Genomic DNA, 17,108 nt, shown 5'->3' on the forward strand with positions numbered 1-17,108 from the left:
AAGCCAATGAATAATCACACTGGGTACGTTTACTTTCTGATTTCATAACACTCTCCTAAAGAGATGAAGGAAAGTGTCAACTTTATTTAGGACGGGACACGGGTATAAATAAAGGAATAAGTTATGTGGCCACATGTTCAGGTTAACCAAGTTAACCAACTGCAAGGCGAATCAAAGGAAATTGAGCGGGTATTGCTCTTTGTTGGAACAGGAAAAACCAACGTTGGCAAAACTATTTCCGTGAATACTCAGACGGATTTTGATTCCGTATTGGGAGCAGCGGATACCGCGTTGAAACGTAACGTACTGGCGGCGATGGCGAACGCAGGGCAAAACTGGTCTGGTTATGTTCATGTCTTATCAGAATCAGCAGATGAATTGGCCTTTATCGAGGCGGTGACAGCAGCACAGCATATTGCCAGTGTTGAGGGTTATGTACTGACGGTTGGTGCGACTAAAGCTGTTATCAAAGCAGCACAAACCTTGCGGGCAAATACTATTGCCAAGTTTGGACGTTGGCAGTGGGCTATTTTGTCTGTTGAGGGAACACAGCCAAAAGAAAGCTGGGCAGATTATGTTGCCCGCTTGGCTGAGCTGCAAAAAGGTGAAGCCATAGCTTCGGTTCAATTAGTGCCATCACTGTGGGGAAATGAAGCGGGTGTGTTGGCAGGTCGTCTGTGCAATCGCTCTGTAACCGTAGCAGACAGTCCGGCACGTGTCCAAACAGGGCCGTTGATGGACTTGGGAAAAACGGATTTTCCGCTTGATGGAGAAGGGAAGCAGATTGATTTAGCCACGCTACAGGCACTGGAAAAACTGCGCCTTAGTGTACCGATGTGGTATCCCGATTATGACGGTATGTATTGGTCGGATGGCCGCACATTGGATGTGGAAGGCGGGGATTACCAAAGCATCGAAAACTTGCGTGTCGTAGATAAAGTTGCGCGTCGTGTACGTTTACAGGCTATCGCGAAAATTGCTAACCGTAGTTTAAATAGTACACCGGGCAGTATTGCGACGCATCAAGCGTATTTCGCTCGCACCTTGCGTGAGATGTCTCGTAGTACCGAAATTAACGGTGTGACATTCCCGGGGGAAGTAAAATCACCTCAGGATGGTGACGTTGTCATCACATGGCGTAATAAAAACACGGTAGAAATTTATATCACCATTCGCACCTATGAATGCCCTAAAGGGATCACGGCGAGTTTACTGCTGGATTTGGGAGGGAACTAAATGAGCCAGCGTATTTCCGGCCAATCGGTCGATTTTAATATGGATGGAGATCTGGTTCATGCTGAAAAGGTCAATCTGTCTATTACTGACAATACCGCAGCAGCGCAGACTCAGGGCGTGCCGGATGGCTATATCTCCGGTGATGTAGCGGCAGAAGGGGAAATTGAACTCAGCACCAAATATCTGGATATCGTGACGGCCAAAGCACGTGCGGCAGGTTCATGGAGAGGTATTCAGCCGGTTGATTTGATGTGGTATGCCAAAGCAGGCAACGAAGAAATGAAAGTTGAGGCTTATGGTTGCAAACTGATCCTCAGCGATATTCTGGATGTTGATCCCAAAGGTGGTAGTGTAATGACACATAAAGTGAAGTTTGTTGTTACCTCACCTGATTTTGTGCGTATCAATGGTATTCCCTATTTGGAAGCAGAACTCACTCGCAATTTGATTGGATAAATAGATATTCAGTCAATGTCAAAATGCAGGATATAGGTATTCATGGAAGGATATGAGGAAATTCTTATTGCATTAATATGCGTAGGCGACTCATTACATCAGGGAAGATGTTTACCAGAAATTATCTAAAAATAGATTTATGGAAAATATAAAATAAAGGAATTTAATCATGGCTAAAGAAAATAAAATTGTCACTTTAATCATTGGTGGAGATGAAATTAAATTTGAGCCAAATATTATTGCTTATAATAATATGATCAATGACATGACGATGGACAATAAGATCGTGCCGATCGTCACTTATTTGCGCCGTATTGTTCAGCCAGCGTCTAAATCTGCACTTGATGAAGTGTTGCAGATCCCGGGTGCAGCAATGCAATTGGTTGAAAAAATCAATTCCGAATATGCACCAAAATTGGAAATTGAAATAAAAAACTAAATGCAAGGGTTAAGGCTATAGAGAATAGTTTATTCGAACAAGCCTTAACATTGCGTCGTCATTATTTACCAAATGAGAATGATGATACAGAAAATTTAGCCCGTGCAATTTGGCTGGATAATCGATATTGGGAATATATGCGTATTTCAACTGCAAATGGAATTGCATTGGCGTTAAAAGGTGAGCCATGAGTCATGTAAGTTTTATACAAAGTCTGATTGGTGAAATCACACGGCCCATTGCCAGTTTAAAAACGGAACTTACTGACCTTTCTGAGCGATCACAAAAGGCATTTGGACAAATCTCAGCGGGTGGGCAAACAATTGCTGATTCATTCTGGTCAACTCATAGCTTCCTTGAACCCGCGGTTCAAATGGATGATGCCTTGAAATCGGCCTCATTGCAGGGAATGGATAGCGGGGTCATGGCAAAAATCGCCAAAGACTCGATGACCTTTAGCTCACAGTATGGCAAGTCGGCCATTGAATTTGTGAAATCAGCGACGGAAATCAACAAGGCGGTGCAAGGGCTGGAGCAAACAGAATTGCCCCAGATGACCAAGATAGCCAACACCACTGCTGTCGCTCTGAAAACCAGTTCAACGGATGTGGCGAACTATATGGGGAAAATGTTTTCCATGTTTTCCGACCATGCTGAATCTGTAGGGCACCTTCAATTTGCTGAAGAGCTATCAGGTAAGGCTGTTTTTATGGCGCAAACATTTGGCACCAGTATGCCGGAAATGACAGCACTGCTGGAAGGTGCCCGCAAAGCAAGCACAAACTTCGGCGTGGGGATCGATGAACAGTTGGCCGTATTGGGACAATTACAGAGCACATTGGGAGGCGATGCCAGCAAAGCGTATGAGGCTTTTTTATCGGTTGCAACGGGTGGTGCGAAAAGTTTGGGATTAAGTTTCGTCAATGCTTCTGGTCAGATGCTCTCTATGCCGGAAATGTTGGCGCAACTACAGGCCAAATATGGCACGAGCATTGAAGGTAACCTGAAAGCTCAAGCTGAGATTGAAGCGGCATTCGGTGGTTCTGCTGTCGTGGTCAAAGCACTTTTCAACGATGTTGATGTGTTAAACAAGAACATGGCAGCACTGGGTGCGAATGATGGAATGGAGCGTACCCGTGAAATGGCGGCACAAATGGCTGATCCGTGGGAGCGATTACAGGCAATCTGGGAGAACCTTCATATTCTAATTGGCCTAGAATTGCTGCCTGTCATAAAACTCTTGGTCAATTGGCTCGCTGACACCAGTCAAGTATTGGTGCGCTGGCTGAAATTATTTCCCAATATCGCCCGCTGGATTGGATATATCGTGCTTGCAATTATGAACTTTTCCGTTGTCGGTGCTGTGGCCAATATTGTGATGGGAGTTTCTAAATTTATTCTGGTTGGCGTGAGAGGGGTTATGGTGGTTTTTACCTTGATCATGAAATTGGGAACGGCAGCGGTCTGGCTTTATAAAGCGGCCATCATAGCATTTAGTGTTGCTCTGAGAATATTACAAGGAACATTACTGGTTATCCGTGTGGCAGCTATGTTGGCAGGAGTGGCATTTAGTTTTATGAGCTGGCCGATATTGTTGATTATTGCTGCTATCGCGTTGCTGGCCTATGGCATTTATAAACTGATTCAGAATTGGGATGAAATCAAAGCAGCGATTATGAATACGGCTGCCTTTAAGGTTTTAGCGGCTTCTGCGGAATGGGTTGGTGACGTATTTGGAAAGGTCTGGAATTGGATTGCTGATGGCTGGAATAATCTGTGTAACTGGTTCAGTAATTTTTCATTGGTAGATACGTTTTCCAGCATGATTGATAGTGTTGGTAATATTTTCAGTGAGTTATGGGATTGGTTGTTAGGGTCATTTAACGGTATTTATAACGGTATTGTTGAGACATTAAATCACATCCCAGGCGTTAACATTGAAACTAAAACCATTGAGAAAACAGCCATCGAGCCAATGGCAAAGGCAACGGTTTCCAATATGGGCATGGGACAAAATACCCAGAAACTGATAACTCAATCCAATAGCATTTTGCAGGGGCAACCTCAATCTATGCCCCAACCAGTACAAGCAATTAAGCCGCCAGAAACGACGGGTGTATTAACCGGTGGAAATAAACTGGGTATTAATAGAAATGGCCTGATTAACGAAGTAGCGGGTAATTCACAGACTATTAATGATAACAGCCGACGTATCGAAAGCGTGACGTTTAATATTGCCAACGGAATGACACCGGATCAATTAACGGAATGGGAGCAAGTGACTTATGGATAAGCCTAAATATATTGATTTGTTAATTAATGAGCGCGATTTCACGCTTAATTCAGGAAATGAACCGCAACTCTGTAATAACCGTACTTCTATTGGTCAGGATTGTATTCACGCAATTATCGAAAGTGGATTAGCAACGAATTTAATTGCTGAACGAAGCCCGACATTACGGGCAGATATTCACACACAGATAGTGATTCTGATTGAAAACGATGAGCGGATTATTCCGGGGACGGTCAGCATCAATGAAGAATCGCTAACTAAGTTATGGATCACGGCTGAAACTTACGATTTTGGTCAAATTAATGTGAGCGTGGGCAATGGAAACTAAACCAACAATTGACTACGAAAAAGTGCTGCGTGATAGCGGAATGCCGACTACGGAAACCGAAATCAGCAAGGTTTTCGCCAACGTTGTGGATGAAGCCGGGCTGATCACCAACACCTCGCGCATGTCCCCGTTCTGGCGGCTGATTAACACCATCGTCACACGCCCGGTATTGTGGCTGAAAGAGGCATTAATCAACGTCACCCTGAAAAATATGTATCTGGCGACGGCATCGGACGCATGGCTGGATATGTTCGCATGGGGCGTGAACCTGAAACGCAAGCCAGCTTCTGCCGCTCAGGGTGTGATCCGTTTTTACAAAGCGGCCGGGGCATCGGCGGTCACCGTGCCCGCCGGAACAGTGATCCAGACTGAACGCATCAATGGCGAAATCTACCGGGTCAGCACCACGGAAAGCGTGGTGATGGCCGATGGGGTTGCCAGTGCCTTGCTGCCCGTGGCCGCAGAAAGTGCAGGCGGTGCATTCAACCTTGCGCCCGGCTATTTTCGTATCCTGCCCGTGGCGGTGTCCGGTATTGAGCGGGTGCAGAATGAAGAGGGTTGGTTACTGACGCCCGGCGCAGATGCAGAATCTGACGATGATCTGCGTGACCGTTGCCGCAACCAATACAACTTAGTCGGTAATTATCATACCGATGCGGTGTATCGGGGCATGATTGCGGCCGTGGCGGGCTTAAGCATTGACCGCATCTTCTTCCTGCATGATGCACCCCGTGGGGCAGGCACCGCCAACGCCTATCTGTTGCTGGATTCTGGGGTGACCAGCCAGCCTTTTATTGAGGCGGTGAACGATTACATCACCAATCAGGGGCATCACGGGCATGGCGATGATATGCAGTGCCTGCCGATGCCGGAAACGCATCATGCACTGACCGTGACGCTGTTTGTGGTCAATCTGGCCAACTACAGTCAGGAACAGATAGCAGCACTGAAAACGGATGTCGCCAATCTTGTCCGCTGCGCCTTTCGGGAAAATACGGATTATCCGGTGAAGAAGACCTGGCCGTACTCGCGTTTTTCTTTCTCCAACTTGGGGCGGGAAATTCACCGTGAGTTCAGCGAGATTGAGTCACTGACCTTTTCATTGGCGGACATTCTCAGTGAGCTGAGTGTGCCCCGGCTGCAATCGCTGACGGTGGAGGTGAAAAATGTCTGAGTTCAGGGAACGCCTGACCCGGCTGGCGCTGCCGTCATGGATGAACAAGGGGGAACCCGCCAAACTGTTGGGCGCGGCGCGGACATTCTGGTCAGGTGTATATGACTGGCTGAAATGGCCGCTGGCGCAACTGGACGCGGAAACCTGTTCCGAGGCGCTGTTGTCGGTACTGGCCTATCAGCGGGATATCCAGCGCTTTAACGGTGAACCGTTGCCGCTGTTTCGCAAGCGGGTGAAGTACGCCTTTATCAACGCCAGAGATGCGGGCAGTGTGGCCGGGTTTATTGCCATCTTTGACCGTCTGGGGATTGGCTATGTGGAAATCAACGAACGCCAGCCAGACATTGACTGGGATGTGATTATCCTGCGCCTCAGCGACAGCCAGATAGCGGCTAACCCTGATTTGCTGATGAACATCATCCGTCAGTATGGCCGCACCTGCCGCCGCTACCGTTTTGAAGTGATCGCCAAAAATCAGTTGCTGATGCGGGTTGGCAGCGTGGGCACCGAGTATTGCACTTATGCCGCTGCCATTCCGACCCCGCCATTATTATTAAAAGTGGGGCATATCGTGGGCGTTGCCGTCTGTGACAGTGCCCGCCTCAAGGAAAGCAGCGCACCGAACGTGACTTACGGTGCTTCATTATAAGGAAATAAAAAAATGTCCTCCGTCATAACCTTGGACTTTGAAAAATGGAAGGCACAGCAAACCGCCGCAGGTAATCCGGTGGTGCTGGATGAGTTTGTGTTTGCCTATGTGCCGAATCTTGATCCGTCTCAGGCCATTAGCCGTGATGAGAAACTGCCCGCGGCCAATCACATTGTGCATCGTCAGGCCGTGAACAAGACAGGCCTTGCCAGTGAGAACGCCGTGGCTTACAGCGTCACACTGGGAACCGAAGTCGGGAACTTTGATTTTAACTGGATTGGCCTGATTAATAAGGCTTCCGGCATTATAGGCATGATCACCCATGCGCCAGCCCAGAAGAAAATCAAGACCGCCAACGGCTTGCAGGGCAATGTCCTGACCCGCTCTTTCCTGCTGGAATTTGAAGGTGCAGCCAAAGAGACCGCCATCACGACCACGGCAGAAACGTGGCAGATTGATTTTACTGCGCGTCTGACGGGTATGGATGACATGCAGCGCCTGATTAATACCGACAGCTACGGCGAGGCGGCGTTTTTTGGGGATAGCTTTGCAGTGATCCGCAATGGTGACCAATACACGGTAAAAAAAGGGCTGGCCTATGTCGGCGGGCTGCGTGGGGTGCTGGAATATGACCAGACCTTGAGCTATATGCGTAATACCCGTGTGTATGCGGATTTTAGCTATCAGGGCAATCTGGTGAGCCAGTGGAAAACCGTGGTGAAAATTACTGTTGCCAATGACATGAAAAACTATGTGGATGCAGCGGGGTATCCGCATTATGTGTTTGCTATCGCCAGTGTTGATGGGAATGGTGATGTGACAGATTTGCGCAGTCAAGGAACATTAAGCGACCGGGATATTGCGGATCTCAATAAAGAGCTTGGTAAGATTAAGCGTGATTATGCCACCAATGCAGCATTAACTGCCGTCAATCATAACGCGGTTCCTAATAGCCGAAAAATCAACGGAAAATCGTTAACGGATGATATCAATTTGACTGCACATGATGTGGATGCCTATTCAAAATCGGAGTCTGATAACAAATATTTACCTTACCACAGTAACGCAGCTGCACAGGTAGGCGCTCTTCATATTAATAACAATGACCTCTGGCCGGGAATGATATTCCAATCGTCAGACGGTCATAAAGTAGGAATAGAAGGCTCCCAAGGAAAGTTTCTATCCATTTGGGCTAATGATCCTGATGGCAACCGTCGTTACACCATAGGTACACCGCAAAAAAACGGCAAGTTAGCGACATTAGACGATATCAATTCGCAGTGTTATACCAAAACTGAGTCAGATGGCAGATATCATCCTGCGGGTAATTATGCCTTGCAAGGGGAGAGCTATACTAAATCTGAAACGGATAACAAATACTTACCTTACCACAGTAACGCAACTGCACAGGTAGGCGCTCTTCATATTAATAACAATGGCCTCTGGCCGGGAATGATATTCCAATCGTCAGACGGTCATAAAGTAGGAATAGAAGGCTCCCGAGGAAAATTTCTATCCATTTGGGCGAATGATCCTGATGGTAACCGCCGTTATACCGTGGGTACACCGCAAAAAAACGGCCTGTTAGCAACATTAGACGACATTAATATTCCTGTCGGCGTTCCCCTGCCTTGGCCTCATGCTAATACCCCCGCAGGATATTTTGAATGTAATGGTCAGCGTTTTGATAAATCGGGATACCCTAAATTAGCAGAAGCCTATCCTGCGGGACAACTGCCCGATCTGCGTGGTGAATTTATCCGAGGCCTGGATAACTTTCGGGGGGTTGATCCTAGTCGTGGGGCTTTATCGTGGCAAAATCAACAGGTTCAGTATCATGCTCATGTAGGGGGACATGGTGGCAGAGCAGGAGGGCGTTTTGGTATTACTACACAATGGGGATATTCAGGGTCATATAGTGATGATGGTAAGCAACCTTTGCCGATTACGAATGACGGCAGTGATTTTGATGGTTTTACAAATAACGGTGCTGTGGGAAATGAAACCCGTCCCCGTAACATCGCCTTTTTATATATTGTGAGAGCAGCATAATGAAATATACAACGAATATTAAAATAACAGAATTTAATGAACAGGGTTTTGCAACGGCTAACGGTTGGATAAGGGTTTATCGTGCTAACACTGAAACAGGGGAATATCTCTGTGCTGATATGGAGCGCACAGTGATGGGTGTCAGCCTGTCCGCTGGTGCATATTTGGATGAACCAGAAATACCCAAATCAGATAATATTGCCGTTTGTCGCCATCCTGATGGCCAGTCATGGGTACATGTACCGGATTATCGTGGAAAAACGGCTTATCACATTAAGACCAGAGAACCGAAAGCTATCCTGCAACTTGGACAGTTGCCCCCGGAATTAACGCTTTTAAAACCCAAAACAGAGTTTGATGTCTGGAATGGAAAAAAATGGATAACAGATACAACTGCACAGCGTCAGCATGGAATACAACAAGCTGAAATCCAATGCCAGTCATTATTGCATGATGCGGAGCAACAAATTTCTCTGTTAGAGCGTAAAAAGCGGCTGGGCGTATTGACTGAAACAGAGGCCATTCTATTACGGGAATGGGAAATTTACAGTGTTAAACTCGCCGATATCGATTGTTATGCGCCTGATATCCACTGGCCGGAGCAGCCAAAATAATGCACTGGCAACGTAAAACCCTGCAACTGTCCCCGAACCTATCGGGGATCTCCGCCGCCATCGTCCCCGTACACCCGTTTATTTACGGTATCGGGCAGCAAACTGACAGCGGCAGTTATTTAAGCCCAACCAACGCCATTCATTATCTGTCTAATAAACTGATGGGTGCCGGGAACCTGAACGCCGTTGTCCTGATGATCTGCGCCAAGAGCCATGATGAATTTATGCAGAACCTGACACAATTTTCATCCGTGTTGCCGCTGCCGGTGTTTGCGCAGGTCACCCGCATGGCAAAAACCGCCGAGAGTCTGGCGATCACCAAAATGCAATTGCCTGCGCCACAGGGCGGTGGTTTACCGCTGCCCCAGCCGCTGTCAACCACAACCAGTCGCTTGGTGGTTAATGCACAATTAATTGAACAGGCCAAGGCACAGGCCAGCGCGGGCAGCAGTTTGGCGGGTTTAAAATCCCAGTTAAACGGATTTACCACCGCCCGACAGAACGCCTTGCAGCAGGTCACGGATGCCTTGACGGGCGCAATGGGAAAATCGGCCAGCGTCTGGACATTCACCGGAACAGGCCACGGCGCCCATCTGGCCGAACAGATGCGTAAGGGCATCCCGGAGCCGGACGCGATTTATACCTTGGCCACGCTGTTTGTCGGGAATGACATCAGCCCACTAGAAAGGATGCTACACCATGAGCCAGATTATCACCCTCGCCCTTGATGGCGAGGCCATTCCGTTAAAAAGTCTGACCGTCACGCCCTCGATGATGTTTCAGGACAGCGACCAAAGCGGCCAGTCATCCAGCACAGCGGTTGCTGAACAGGGCATCAAGCCGAAGGAACTCCGTATCACGGGCATTATCCCCTTTACCGAACAGAAAACCCTGTCACGCCTGTTTGCCCTGGCGGAAGCCAAAGACAACGGCAACCTGAAACGCTACCGGGTTGCTAACCTGACCGCGCAGGCCATTAACTTTCGCATCGGTACGTTTACGGGCACGATTGACGCCAGCAAGCTGGACGGTAAGCAGGCATGGCAGGTCACGTTTACCCTGCGGGAACATTTATCCGTGTCTGAAAAACGCGATGCCCGCTCAATGGGTCAGATTAACGCGAAAAAACAAACAACGAAGCCGGGAGAGTCGTTAGCCGAAGGGGATGAAAAACTCAGTTGGTTTGAAGAGAACTGGCTTAAGCCAATAAACGACAGATTGGGGCCAGCAAAAGCATGAAACCGATTAACCGGCTTTATCTGTCCAATGATGAAATCCATTTGGTGGATGCCAATCTTATGCTGGAACTGTCAGCCTGTGGCCGGGGCTTTATCACGGCAGAAACCACCACCGATTACACCGGAAAGCTGGTGCGCCTCGATGTGGGTTATACCGATTTGTTGTTGCGCTGGTTTACGGGCTATGTGGAACGCTCACAGCCTGCCCAGAACGGTTATCAGCGTCTGTTTGTGCGTGAGCTGGTCGGCGTGTTTGACCGCCCGTGGCCGTGTTCGTTTCAGCACCCGACTTTGCGCCAGATGGTGGAGTGGTTGCAGGCACACAGCGGACTGACATTCACCTTACCGGACGCGCCTTATACCGAGAAACCCATCCCGCATTATACCCATAACGGCACGGGTAATCAGTTACTGGGCAGTCTGGGACAACTCTTTGCCATTGAGGACTATATCTGGCACCAGTTGCCGGACGGTTCGGTGTATGTCGGCAGCTGGGCGCATTCGCTGTTTCAGGGCAAGCCCGCCGAAATCCCCAATGAGTTTAGCCAGAGCCAGTCGGCAGGCAATGCCATGACCATTCCCATGATCCAATCCCTGCGCCCCGGTTTTGTGGTCAACCAACAGCGGCTGACCAAGGTCAATCTGGTGAATGAAAACATGGCTATCACATGGCAGCCGAAAGGCCAGACGGAGAACAAAACCCCCGCCCAGCGCCAGATTAATGCCGCCTACCCAGAATTATCCGCCGGGCTGCATCTGCCTCAGTTTGCCCGCATTGAAGCCCACACCGAAAACACGGCCAGCGGTGATATTTCCGATCCATTCCGGCCGCGCTATGCGGTGGATGTGCAATTGCTGGATGCTGACGGTAAAGACGCCGCCGCCCCGGTTTATCGCGCTGTTCCTTTGCCTCTGCCGATGGCAGGCGGTGAATCGGGCATGTTCCAGTATCCGCCCATCGGCACAGTAGTTGAAATCGCGTTTGAGGGCGGACGACCGGATAAACCCTTTATCCGCCAGACCTTAAGTCAGGGCAACACCCTGCCGGATATTAAGCCCGGTGAACAGTTGCAGCAGCAGCGGGCGGAAGTCTCACAGCGGGTGACACAGGAGGGCAGTTGGATAAGGCAGACTGACCAGACCATTAATGAATCTTCCATGCATCGCGTCGTCAAGGCAGACACGGAAGCGCGCACTGTGGTTGCACGGGAAACCACAGTACAGGCCACGGATAAAGCTACTGTCTTGGGAACGTCTACCCTACTGGCGGGCGCTGTCCGGCACATTGCCGACGGAGATTACTGCATCGCAACCTCATCAAACTTTGTTGCTAGTGTGGGGAAAGAAGCCAATATTGAAGTCGGGCAAAAGCTGATAGAAAAAATCGGTCTGCTTAAGCAGAGCATCGCCGGGGCCAAGCAAGAGATAGTCGCGCCTGTGGTCTGGGTGGGCAGCCAGCAAATTAATGTTATGACCCTGATGTTAGACACGCTGGATGTAGTCAGGGAACTGGCGGAACTGACTGCCGCCCACACTCATCACAATACAGGCACACCGGAGAACGCCAGCGCCATCAGGAACACGGCTTATAAATCCGATGGGCTGAAACAGAAGTATTCGCCTGTGATTGGCTAAATTAATCAACCTCGCTTCGGCGGGGTTTATTTTTACCTCTCTAATAAAGTAAACAAAAATGTTGACATGGTAAGCATTAATGTTTACTATAATAGCATGTTCAACAGAATGGAGGAGTGGTGAAGCAAAGCGAGTTCAGGCGGTGGCTGGAAGCTCAGGGCGTCGATGTTTCAAACGGGACGAACCATCTGAAACTGAGATACAAGGGGAAGCACAGCGTCATGCCAAGGCACCCCAGCCAAGAGATTAAAGAGCCACTGAGGAAAGCAATCATTAAGCAGTTAGGATTGTAATAAAAACCCGTCTCTTTGGAGGCGGGTTCTCGCACAGGCTTCACCATCAAAGACTATGCGATATCCCGTAATATTAGAGCCAGTCGCAGAGGGCGGTTATTTCGTCTCGTTCCCGGATATCCCCGAAGCCTTAACCCAAGGGGATACACGGGAAGAAGCGCTGGAGATGGCACTTGATGCGCTAATCACGTCCTTTGAATTTTATTTTGAAGATAATAAAAAAATCCCGCTTCCTCATCCCGTGGGGCAAGATGAGGATTATGTCGAGGTACCCTTAAGTGTTGCCTCTAAGGTGCTGATGCTCAATGCGTTTGTCGATTCCAAATTAACGCAAATTGAGTTAGCCAACCGTATGGGGGTGAAAAAGCAGGAAGTGACCCGTATCTTTGACTTACATCATTCGACCAAGATTGATACGGTGGCTAAGGCGGCAACCGCTATTGGGCATCAATTAACGTTGTCTATTGAGTAACAAAGATCACCATGAAGAGGCTGCGTTAAACCGTGGCCTTTTTCATGCCCTCATAAAACGCAACCAGACGCACACAGCGCCATTCACTTATCAATTCATTGACCGCTGCGGTTAATTTGGATCGCGTTGCTGCGTCGCGCCCATGCTGCACAATCCCCACGAAATAAACGTAAACCTGACGTAAAACGCACTACACCGCACCCGCCTGCACGTTTTGGATCAAAAAATTATTTCAGTTTTAAAATCCTACAAGGCAACCCGTCAGACCGCGCCAGTACTGGCGGTGTCAGCGCAATCGCAAAATGAAAAGGGTGAAAGAATTTTCAGGGAATTTCAGTTTTTGGATCAAAAGAGGATCACGGGTAAAATAGCAATACCATGATAATAAATGAAAAATTATATTTTACGTCAGGTTGTTAGCTCACAAGACTAAGCCGCATCATGTTAAAAGATTCAGGGGTGGTACGGCTTTGCAAGAGAAGAGAAACTGAAATTTATTGCTTCGGTGAGTTATCTTCTTCTGCGTGTACGACTCTGATTGCATAAGCGGATTCGATAACTTTTATCGCATCTTCGGTTGATAGCCCTTTCAAATCGATAAGAGTGCTATCCTTAGATACCTCAATTTTGATATTCCGTTCTTGGGTAAACATTTTCATTATCCTTAATAGTGCTGGTGCTATTTTAACTAATCCATCGTGAATTATGCTAACAAATGTTTTAGGTTCAGTTGAAAAGCATAAGGGAATCCCTGCATGTATTCCAGCCTCTTTACATCTGGCTACAAACTCATCTTGCAGATCCAAAGAAATATCACAATAGAGCGAAGTGTATTTAGGGGTAATTTTTGTTTCCATCGTAGATACATCCTTATCTATTTTTTATATGGGAGGTAAGAGCACGAAGGTAGGTTAAGGGAAATCTCGTGCGACACTTTTGCGACACTGCCTCACAGATACAAAAAAGCCACTTGTTGAAAAGTGGCTTAATATACTGATTTAACAGCTAAAATTTGGTGGCCCCTGCTGGACTTGAACCAGCGACCAAGCGATTATGAGGCTGGGTATAACAATTTACTTATTTATACTTATTGTTAATTTTCAATTAATTATAAACCTCATCACCACTGTATAAATACCCAGAAATAACCTAAAATACTTGTCTACGGTATCCTATAGGTATCCTAGAGCCTTAAAACGATTCACAGGATACTCTAATATCTTGGTAAAAATAGAAAAGTGGATGCTCACTTTTTTAATATAGAGGGGGAGATGTGGAAACTTTCAAATTTACGAAAGCTAAACTAGAAAGCCTGCCACCCGCAGAGCATGGGCAAATTGAGTATGGAGATACACTGGTAAACGGGTTACGTATTCGTATCGGTACGACTGGTGTTAAGAGTTTTTGTATTTCCAGAAAGAAAAGTGGGAAGTTTATCCGCGCTACATTAGGGCGATTTCCTGATCTATCTATTGATAACGCTAGGGCAAAGGCGCTTGAAGTTCTTGGTGAGGTTGCTACTACAGGCCAAAATCCTAATGTAATAAAGCGCGTTAACGAAAAAGCGGTAGTGGTACTATCAGATGCTTTAGAAACTTATATATCGAACAGGGGACATAGGTTAAAGCCCACAACCGCCAACCAATACCGTTCCATACTAAAAAACTTTTCCGGTGATTGGCTGCAACAACCGCTAGCATCAATCAGCAGGGAACGTGTTGAACTCAGACATAAAGCAATCACAGATGGTACTGTCTGGTTTGGTGCTGATAAAGCAACATTACGCGCAGGTGTGGGTAGTGGCAGTAAAGCACAGGCTGATTTATGGGCTAGGTCATTAAGGGCTGTTTATCGTTTTGCCCATGATCATTATCGAGATGAAGAAGAAAGGGTTCTACTCCCTGATCCACCTACTGCCGTTTTGAGCACAAAACGTAAATGGCATGGCACGGTAAGAAAAACTGAGCGTATTCGAACACATGAACTTGCACGTTGGTTAGGTGCTGTAGCTACTGTTCGGGAAAAAGCCGAAAATGAAAGGGATGATGTTGCAGTCGCTGCATGTGATGCGGTTGAAATGGCTATGTTTACCGGATTACGTAAGTCAGAAATTTTTAACCTTACTTGGGATCGTGTGAATATGGGCGGGCGCTATTTCTGGATAGAGACAACCAAAAATGGCGATCCACTTGAACTTCCCATTACTGAAACATTAAGAAACTTGTTTCGTCGGCGTTTGACAATGAAACAGGGAGAACAGGACTTTGTTTTTCCTGGTCTGAGAGGTGCTATAAAAGAATGTCGCCACATCATTGATCGTATTAGTGAGGCTACCGTTCCTAAACCAAATTTAGATATGCTCCAGCCGATACCATTTAAATGGCACGACGCCCGCCGCACGTTCGGTACAGTCGCTGAACTGGTGGGAGTGGGTAACTATATTTTGAAGCGCTTGATGAATCATAGAACATTGCGTAGTGCTGACGTTACTCAAGGATATTTACATTTTGGCGCTGATGAATTGCAGGAACCCGCTAAAAAAATTGAACAGGCCATACTGGAACATGCTGGCCTGATAGAGAATACAAAAACATTAGATCAAAAAATTGTTTCTATGCTATCTGGAATGAGTGATGAGGATAAGAGAAAAATTCTGTTTCAATTATCAGAACAAGTAACTTGAAACTAATTGATTGGTCAATAACCGAACAATTATAACTTTATTATTGTTCGGTTATTGATCTAATGTAGAGTGATTTTTATCCTTTTTTGTACATTGTATTGTACAAAGTGAATGACTATTTCAGTTTGTTATTTATAAGTAATCTATCACTATTGATAACTCATAATACATAGTGATAAAAATGAAAACACATTCTACCTCAGCAATTTTAGAAAAACTCACTAGATCAGAAGCCGCTGCTTATCTTGGTGTCACTGCACAAACTCTTGCTAATTGGGCACATACTGGAAAAGAAAAAATTCCATATCATAAGATAGGCCGTAAGGTTATTTATTTTAAATCAGACCTTGATGGCTATTTAATTTCAACTCGTCGTTTCCAAACATCTTAATAAATATGAAAAATAAAAAAAGGATAGAATAATAAATTCTATCCTCAGTGTGATTTATTTGTTGAATAAATCAACGCAGGAAGATCTAAAAATATCCCCTTCATTCTTTCCACATATGATAGAGGAAATAAAGTTAGGGCGGGCTAATACTAAGAGTGTAACAACAAGAATTAAAAGCATTATGATTCTTTTCATTATATATCATCCTATTGACTCTATGCCTAACTTAAGAAGTTTTTCGCGGCAGGCATCTTTAACCCATGCGCTAAAGTTGCCTTTTCCTGCAACAAAATCTATTTGTGCCAGTAGTTCATCTTCGAATCGAATATGTTTCATTGTGCTGCTTGAACGATCAAACGATTTTTTTTCTTTTTTCTCTTGCATTGGTAACTACCACCTTTATAATAAACGCGAATATGGTAACTACCATATCTTGTTAAAGCAATCTTTGATTGAAAATATAACAATGCCTCGTAGTGCTGGAACACCGACGAGGCATCTAACAACCAACGATAATCACAGTATCGAGGTAGCTATGTATCAATATACCTTTCTAACCAGAAAGGGCAAAGCCCATTTATCTAAAATTCATCCTACGTGCCTTATCTCCATTCAGGAGGTAAGCCATGTTTAAAATTATCGTCACCACCACAAATCAGCGTACAGGCAAGGTAAAAAAAGCAACTGTCCGCTACAAATACAAGACATTGCGCGGTGCGGAAAAAGCCGCCAAGGGGATTCGTAGTGCCGGTATGCCAGATGATGAAACCCTCAATGTTGAAATAGTCAGAATATACGAGCGCAGATCGCCTATTTCACTGTCTCAAGCCATGCACAATACAAAGCTGGCGACCTCTTTATTCTACGTCATTCTTGAAAAAGCCAAGGATGAATGTTCTATCGATTTGAATAACCTGATTGCATTGGCCTGTGATATCAATCAGGGCGTTTATCATGCGCTTAAAGCGGCTGTTTATGAGGAATAAATCATGAAGAAAACCTCATCACGTGGACATAACAGCCACCAAAGTAGTGAAAACATCCGCCCGATAGACGTTATCCATACCGTGAAGAACGCGGCCATAAATCACTGGCAAAGCCTGTTACCTGCCTGTGGTGTTGATGTTCCAACGCGGGGCAAACATAGTGCTTGCC

At 46.4% G+C, this 17,108-nt stretch carries 20 protein-coding genes; 18 read left to right on the forward strand and 2 right to left on the reverse strand.

The window, feature by feature from the left end:
- Positions 1-123 precede the first annotated feature (123 nt).
- The 15 genes from Xmir_RS10195 (at position 124) to Xmir_RS10260 (ending at position 12,879) form a co-directional block, all read left to right on the forward strand.
- The gene (locus tag Xmir_RS10195; protein ID WP_099114271.1) at positions 124-1,236 is read left to right on the forward strand and encodes a DUF2586 domain-containing protein; all 1,113 of its coding nucleotides are present in this window, start codon (positions 124-126) and stop codon (positions 1,234-1,236) included.
- Positions 1,237-1,692, forward strand: coding sequence for a DUF2597 family protein (locus Xmir_RS10200; RefSeq protein ID WP_099114272.1), 456 nt, complete (start codon positions 1,237-1,239; stop codon positions 1,690-1,692). It abuts the gene before it with no gap.
- Between the two features lie 169 nt (positions 1,693-1,861).
- On the forward strand, positions 1,862-2,131 hold the full coding sequence (locus tag Xmir_RS10205) for a putative phage tail assembly chaperone (RefSeq protein ID WP_099114273.1): 270 nt from the start codon (positions 1,862-1,864) through the stop codon (positions 2,129-2,131).
- 50 nt (positions 2,132-2,181) lie between these two features.
- Positions 2,182-2,322 (forward strand): DUF6890 family protein, encoded by a 141-nt coding sequence (locus Xmir_RS33325; RefSeq protein ID WP_422646041.1) that lies wholly within the window; start codon positions 2,182-2,184, stop codon positions 2,320-2,322.
- Positions 2,319-4,424, forward strand: a complete 2,106-nt coding sequence (locus Xmir_RS10210) for a phage tail tape measure protein (protein ID WP_099114274.1) — start codon at positions 2,319-2,321, stop codon at positions 4,422-4,424. Before Xmir_RS33325 ends, Xmir_RS10210 begins: the two co-directional genes overlap by 4 nt.
- On the forward strand, positions 4,417-4,752 hold the full coding sequence (locus tag Xmir_RS10215; protein WP_099114275.1) for a DUF2590 family protein: 336 nt from the start codon (positions 4,417-4,419) through the stop codon (positions 4,750-4,752). Before Xmir_RS10210 ends, Xmir_RS10215 begins: the two co-directional genes overlap by 8 nt.
- Positions 4,742-5,926: a baseplate J/gp47 family protein gene (locus Xmir_RS10220; protein WP_099114276.1), complete on the forward strand. Its 1,185-nt coding sequence runs from the start codon at positions 4,742-4,744 to the stop codon at positions 5,924-5,926. Before Xmir_RS10215 ends, Xmir_RS10220 begins: the two co-directional genes overlap by 11 nt.
- Complete coding sequence (locus Xmir_RS10225) at positions 5,919-6,575, forward strand: phage tail protein (protein WP_099114277.1); 657 nt, start codon at positions 5,919-5,921, stop codon at positions 6,573-6,575. Before Xmir_RS10220 ends, Xmir_RS10225 begins: the two co-directional genes overlap by 8 nt.
- A 12-nt stretch (positions 6,576-6,587) precedes the next feature.
- Entirely contained in the window at positions 6,588-8,627 is a 2,040-nt protein-coding gene (locus Xmir_RS10230) for a phage tail-collar fiber domain-containing protein (RefSeq protein ID WP_099114278.1), read from the forward strand.
- Positions 8,627-9,241 (forward strand): tail fiber assembly protein, encoded by a 615-nt coding sequence (locus Xmir_RS10235; RefSeq protein WP_099114279.1) that lies wholly within the window; start codon positions 8,627-8,629, stop codon positions 9,239-9,241. Before Xmir_RS10230 ends, Xmir_RS10235 begins: the two co-directional genes overlap by 1 nt.
- Complete coding sequence (locus tag Xmir_RS10240) at positions 9,241-9,969, forward strand: hypothetical protein (RefSeq protein ID WP_099114280.1); 729 nt, start codon at positions 9,241-9,243, stop codon at positions 9,967-9,969. The genes Xmir_RS10235 and Xmir_RS10240 overlap by 1 nt, the downstream gene beginning before the upstream one ends.
- Positions 9,941-10,480 (forward strand): baseplate complex protein, encoded by a 540-nt coding sequence (locus Xmir_RS10245; protein ID WP_099114281.1) that lies wholly within the window; start codon positions 9,941-9,943, stop codon positions 10,478-10,480. Before Xmir_RS10240 ends, Xmir_RS10245 begins: the two co-directional genes overlap by 29 nt.
- The gene (locus tag Xmir_RS10250; protein ID WP_099114282.1) at positions 10,477-12,114 is read left to right on the forward strand and encodes a hypothetical protein; all 1,638 of its coding nucleotides are present in this window, start codon (positions 10,477-10,479) and stop codon (positions 12,112-12,114) included. The genes Xmir_RS10245 and Xmir_RS10250 overlap by 4 nt, the downstream gene beginning before the upstream one ends.
- A 119-nt stretch (positions 12,115-12,233) precedes the next feature.
- Positions 12,234-12,407, forward strand: a complete 174-nt coding sequence (locus Xmir_RS10255) for a type II toxin-antitoxin system HicA family toxin (RefSeq protein WP_099114283.1) — start codon at positions 12,234-12,236, stop codon at positions 12,405-12,407.
- 55 nt (positions 12,408-12,462) lie between these two features.
- Positions 12,463-12,879 (forward strand): type II toxin-antitoxin system HicB family antitoxin, encoded by a 417-nt coding sequence (locus Xmir_RS10260; RefSeq protein ID WP_099114284.1) that lies wholly within the window; start codon positions 12,463-12,465, stop codon positions 12,877-12,879.
- A 494-nt stretch (positions 12,880-13,373) separates the two neighbouring features.
- Here Xmir_RS10260 and Xmir_RS10270 read toward each other — a convergent pair whose 3' ends face one another.
- Entirely contained in the window at positions 13,374-13,736 is a 363-nt protein-coding gene (locus Xmir_RS10270) for a hypothetical protein (protein ID WP_099114285.1), read from the reverse strand.
- Positions 13,737-14,152: 416 nt separating this feature from the next.
- On the opposite strand from Xmir_RS10270, the gene Xmir_RS10275 reads away from it, so the two are divergent.
- Complete coding sequence (locus Xmir_RS10275; protein WP_099114286.1) at positions 14,153-15,562, forward strand: integrase family protein; 1,410 nt, start codon at positions 14,153-14,155, stop codon at positions 15,560-15,562.
- A 181-nt stretch (positions 15,563-15,743) separates the two neighbouring features.
- Positions 15,744-15,953 carry a helix-turn-helix domain-containing protein gene (locus Xmir_RS10280; RefSeq protein WP_099114287.1) on the forward strand — a complete coding sequence of 70 codons (210 nt, stop codon included), beginning with the start codon at positions 15,744-15,746 and terminating at the stop codon, positions 15,951-15,953.
- Between the two features lie 201 nt (positions 15,954-16,154).
- On the opposite strand, the gene Xmir_RS10285 is transcribed toward Xmir_RS10280, so the two are convergent.
- Positions 16,155-16,337 (reverse strand): YlcI/YnfO family protein, encoded by a 183-nt coding sequence (locus Xmir_RS10285; RefSeq protein ID WP_099114288.1) that lies wholly within the window; start codon positions 16,335-16,337, stop codon positions 16,155-16,157.
- Positions 16,338-16,579: 242 nt separating this feature from the next.
- Here Xmir_RS10285 and Xmir_RS10290 point away from each other — a divergent pair, with 242 nt between their 5' ends.
- Positions 16,580-16,939 carry a hypothetical protein gene (locus tag Xmir_RS10290; RefSeq protein WP_099114289.1) on the forward strand — a complete coding sequence of 120 codons (360 nt, stop codon included), beginning with the start codon at positions 16,580-16,582 and terminating at the stop codon, positions 16,937-16,939.
- Positions 16,940-17,108: the final 169 nt, after the last annotated feature.

The organism is Xenorhabdus miraniensis (genome assembly GCF_002632615.1).